The organism is Candidatus Cloacimonadota bacterium (genome assembly GCA_034661015.1).
Classification (GTDB): domain Bacteria; phylum Cloacimonadota; class Cloacimonadia; order JGIOTU-2; family JGIOTU-2; genus JAYEKN01.
In genome coordinates this window covers 1-4,184 of the sequence record JAYEKN010000105.1, presented here as the reverse complement: position 1 = coordinate 4,184, position 4,184 = coordinate 1, and the positions used below count along the sequence as shown (strand labels likewise).

At 36.5% G+C, this 4,184-nt stretch carries 7 protein-coding genes; all 7 read right to left on the bottom strand.

All coding sequences use genetic code 11. From position 1 onward, the window contains the following. Positions 1–740, bottom strand: a 740-nt coding sequence (locus tag U9P79_04340) for a fumarate hydratase (GenBank protein ID MEA2103856.1), incomplete at its 3' end; no start/stop codon positions are given. Between the two features lie 70 nt (positions 741–810). Further along, positions 811–1,047, bottom strand: coding sequence for a DUF2283 domain-containing protein (locus U9P79_04335; protein ID MEA2103855.1), 237 nt, complete (start codon positions 1,045–1,047; stop codon positions 811–813). A 12-nt stretch (positions 1,048–1,059) separates the two neighbouring features. Next, positions 1,060–1,311, bottom strand: a complete 252-nt coding sequence (locus U9P79_04330; protein ID MEA2103854.1) for a DUF4258 domain-containing protein — start codon at positions 1,309–1,311, stop codon at positions 1,060–1,062. After that, on the bottom strand, positions 1,308–1,634 hold the full coding sequence (locus tag U9P79_04325; GenBank protein MEA2103853.1) for a nucleotidyltransferase domain-containing protein: 327 nt from the start codon (positions 1,632–1,634) through the stop codon (positions 1,308–1,310). Before U9P79_04325 ends, U9P79_04330 begins: the two co-directional genes overlap by 4 nt. Next, the gene (locus tag U9P79_04320) at positions 1,607–1,999 is read right to left on the bottom strand and encodes a HEPN domain-containing protein (protein ID MEA2103852.1); all 393 of its coding nucleotides are present in this window, start codon (positions 1,997–1,999) and stop codon (positions 1,607–1,609) included. The genes U9P79_04325 and U9P79_04320 overlap by 28 nt, the downstream gene beginning before the upstream one ends. Further along, the gene (sucD, locus tag U9P79_04315; GenBank protein MEA2103851.1) at positions 1,996–2,862 is read right to left on the bottom strand and encodes a succinate--CoA ligase subunit alpha; all 867 of its coding nucleotides are present in this window, start codon (positions 2,860–2,862) and stop codon (positions 1,996–1,998) included. The genes U9P79_04320 and sucD overlap by 4 nt, the downstream gene beginning before the upstream one ends. A 16-nt stretch (positions 2,863–2,878) precedes the next feature. Further along, on the bottom strand, positions 2,879–4,015 hold the full coding sequence (gene sucC, locus U9P79_04310) for an ADP-forming succinate--CoA ligase subunit beta (protein ID MEA2103850.1): 1,137 nt from the start codon (positions 4,013–4,015) through the stop codon (positions 2,879–2,881). Positions 4,016–4,184 lie beyond the last annotated feature (169 nt).

The following is a 4,184-nucleotide window of genomic DNA, read 5'->3' as shown; positions in this document are numbered from 1 at the left end:
GATACTTTCCCGCCGAGACCCATCGGACCGATTCCGGTTTTATTCAATTTTTCGAGAAGTTCCAACTCAATTTCGGCATATTTGGGATCTGTATTTCGAGATCCAATAGGACGAAGTAAAGAATGCTTTGCCAGCTGGGTAACTTTATCAAAAGTTCCACCGAGACCAATCCCAATGGTTGTGGGAGGACATGGATTTCCGCCACTTTGTTTTACAAAATCGATAACAAATTCTTTCACTCCTTCGATACCATCAGCAGCTTTCATCATCTTAACTGTACTCATATTTTCAGACCCGCCACCTTTGGGAGCAAAAGTGATTTTGATTTTATCACCCGGAACAATGTCAACGTGAATGACTGCCGGAGTGTTATCCTTTGTGTTCACTCTCTCAATTACCGGATCATCAACAATGGACTTTCGCAAATATGCTTCTTTGTAGCCCTGACGAACTCCTTCATTGATGGCTTCATTAAAATCCCCTCCAACAATGTGGACTTCTTGTCCCAGTTCGATAAAAAAAACTGCAAAACCGGTATCCTGGCAAAGAGGCAATTTTTCTTTATCAGCCACTTCAAAATTTTCGAGTATCATTTTGAAAATGTCTTTTCCGGTTTCTGATTCTTCTCTTTCTTTCGCCTGTTTAATAGCATTAACGACATCTTCTGGGAGGTAAAAGTTTGCATCCATTGCAAGACTTTTTACAACTTCTGTGATTTTTTTTGCTTTGATTTCTCTCATAATATTTCCTTTTTTATTGATTAGGTTTATTATATATTTCTGGCATTTTTCACAAAGTTAATCATTAATCCTAAACCAAAGAAACATTACTGATTTTTCCGGTAGCTTCATTCTCAATAATAAATTGATTCGAATTATGTTCAAAAAGTTGCTCATTAGCATTTAATAATTCAATGCCATATAAGGTTCCATCTGGGGTTAAATCAATATTTAATGATTCACTTATATGAATAGTTGTAACATTTTCTTTTCTTTCTTTAATTCTAATATAAGCAATATTGTATCTTGGATCGTAAGAAAATTTCATGTTAATTCTCCTTTAAAAATATTTTGCAATTACTGTTATAACAAACCAATTATTATTTTCATTTACTGCGTAAACTTCTATCTGTTTTGTGTTGTATAATTTTCCGAGCCATTTTTTCCCGAACACAAAGTTTTGTCTAAATACAGTACGATTGTATTTAGCGGAAAATTTTTCTCCCGTTTTAATTGCTGAGATTACTTCTTTTTTTAAAACACCCCTTTCTTTCATCCGATTGAGTGCATGTTTATGAAATGATATGTTCATATTATTTTTTCACCGGTTTTCTTGATTTCTTCTACAAACGGATTGGTTTCGTCTTCCCAATCTTCCGGGAGGAAAGGGTGAGGTTCTATACGCAAGTCGATGTCCCATCGCAATTTCATCAATTTTAGTCTATCATCTACCGGATCGCCTGTTAAATTATTGGAAACAACTGCAATATCAATATCACTCCATTCGCCAAAATTTCCCTTAACTAATGAGCCAAAGAGATAAACAGATACAATATCCATCTTAAGTTCCTGCAACTTTTTTGTATATTCCAAAACATGTTTTCGGGCTAGTACTTTATCAAACTCATTATCCATTTTTTTACCTCTTCAATCTTGCTAAATTGCTCTTTTGTGTATATTTTTGTGCATTTTTTATAAAATGATTTTTTATAATCATCATATCTTGTATTAAGATTAAAGGTGGTAATTGTATCGAGTATTATTTTATTTTCATCATCAATCTCAATTTTTGCTTTTTTTGCAATTTTTACTAAATCGTGAATATAAGGCACAGTCCGATCGACATTCTGAACATAAAGTGCTTTCAGATATTTTTCAATTACTAGATGACTAATAAAAAGACACCAGGAATAGTCTCCTTTTTCAAAAAGATGATTGGCAACTTTCCAATCTTCTTCAGCGGTATTTAACCAATATTTTATGTGTTCTTCTTTTGTCATAGTTTGGATTGGAGCAGAGTTGCCACTTCGGAAGGCTCGTTTGCAACATCAATTCCGGCATTTTGCATTGCTTCGATCTTTTCAGCAGCAGTTCCGGAACCACTGGAAATAATTGCGCCGGCGTGTCCCATTCTTTTCCCGGGAGGAGCAGTTTTTCCCACAATAAATCCGACTACAGGTTTGGTAATATTTTCTTTTATAAATTTTGCAGCGAGTTCTTCTGCATTCCCACCAATCTCACCAATCAGAGCAATTCCTTCGGTTTGAGGGTCTTGCTCGAATAGTTTTAGATAATCTATAAAATTCATTCCGATAATCGGATCTCCTCCGATTCCAATGCAGGTGGATTCTCCGAGCCCGATTTTAGTTATATGATCTACGATTTCATAAGTAAGAGTTCCGCTGCGGGACATAAGACCGATCTTACCTTTTTTAAAAATCTGTCCGGGGAGTATTCCGACTTTCGCTTTTCGCGGAGATATCAAACCCGGTGAATTCGGTCCGATTAGTTTCACGCCTTTTCTATCCAAATATTGGGTTACATTTATCATCTCGTTTACCGGGACACCTTCGGAGATGGCAACAATTAATTTGACGCCTGCATCCGCGGCTTCATAGATTGCATCTGCTGCAAATTTGGCAGGAACAAAAAGTATGGAGGTATTTGCTCCGGTTTCTTTCACTGCATTTTCTACAGAATGAAAAACTGGAATGTCATCAACTCGTTGCCCGCCTTTTCCAGGAGAAACACCGGCAACGACGTTTGTTCCATATTGTTTCATTTTTGAAGCGTGAAAAGTTCCATCGCGTCCGGTAATACCCTGTACAACTAATTTGGTTTTTTTATCAATTAAAATACTCATAAGCCTCTAATCCGTATTACTGTGCAAATTTTATTGCTTTTTGGGCAGCATCCTTCATTGAATCTGCCAGAATGAGATCATCGCATTGTTTCAATATCTCATGACCTTTTTCTTCATTTGTTCCTGTTAAGCGAATCACGATCGGTACATTTATCTCAAGGGAGTTCAACGCTTTTACCAAACCGCGGGCAACATCATCACAGCGGGTAATTCCTCCGAAAATATTTATCATGACGGATTTCACATTTTCATCACCCAAAAGTATTTGCATTGCGTCAATGACTTTTTGAGGATTTGAACTTCCGCCGATGTCGAGGAAATTTGCGGGGCTTCCCCCATAAAGTTTGATCAAATCCATAGTTGCCATAGCAAGTCCGGCCCCGTTGACCATACACCCGATCGAGCCATCCAGTTTTATATAACTCAATCCCTTGCTTTTTGCGTCAAATTCTGCCTCATCTTCAGGGAGAATCTGGCGTAATTCTTCAATTTCAGGATGTTTATACAAAGCATTATCATCAAAATTCATCTTTGCATCAAGAGCAATGACTTTGCCGGAACTATCCAAAACTAACGGATTTATTTCGGCAAGAGAAGCATCGTTTTCCACATAGCAGCGATAAAGTTTTTTGATTATCTCAGCAGCCTGTCGAACCGCTTTAATGTCATCATAAAGTTTGAAAGCCAATGCACGGGCCTGAAAATCTTTAATTCCACCGTCAAGAGGATTGATTTTGAGTTTGAAAATTTTTTCCGGAGTGTTTTTTGCTACTTCTTCGATTTCAATCCCTCCGGCAGGACTGACCATAAAAACGATTTTTTTGGAATTTCTATCATTAGTCAAACCAATATAAGATTCACTTTGAATAGATACGGCTTCTGCTACAAGAACTTTTTCTACGGTTAATCCCTTAATATTCATCCCGAGGATTTCATTTCCGACCTTTTCAGCTTCTTCAGGTGAATTAGCCAATTTCACTCCTCCTGCTTTTCCACGTCCGCCGACCTGTACCTGTGCTTTGATTATGACTTTTTTTCCAATTTTTTCAGCAGCTTCTTTTATTTCTTTTGAAGTTTTGCAGACTATTTCCAAAGGGATAGGTATAGCGTAACTTGAAAAAAATTTCTTTGCTTGATATTCATCAATTTTCATAATTCTTTCTCTTTTAAATTTTGGGTTGCAACAGATTCTTTTATGTTTTTATGTCAAGTTTGTTTCCGATAAAAGTCCATACTTTTCTACTTCTAAAATCATTACTCGTTAATCGACATTCATTATTCATTTTTTTTATATCGAACTTCGACCACCGATTAACGATTTT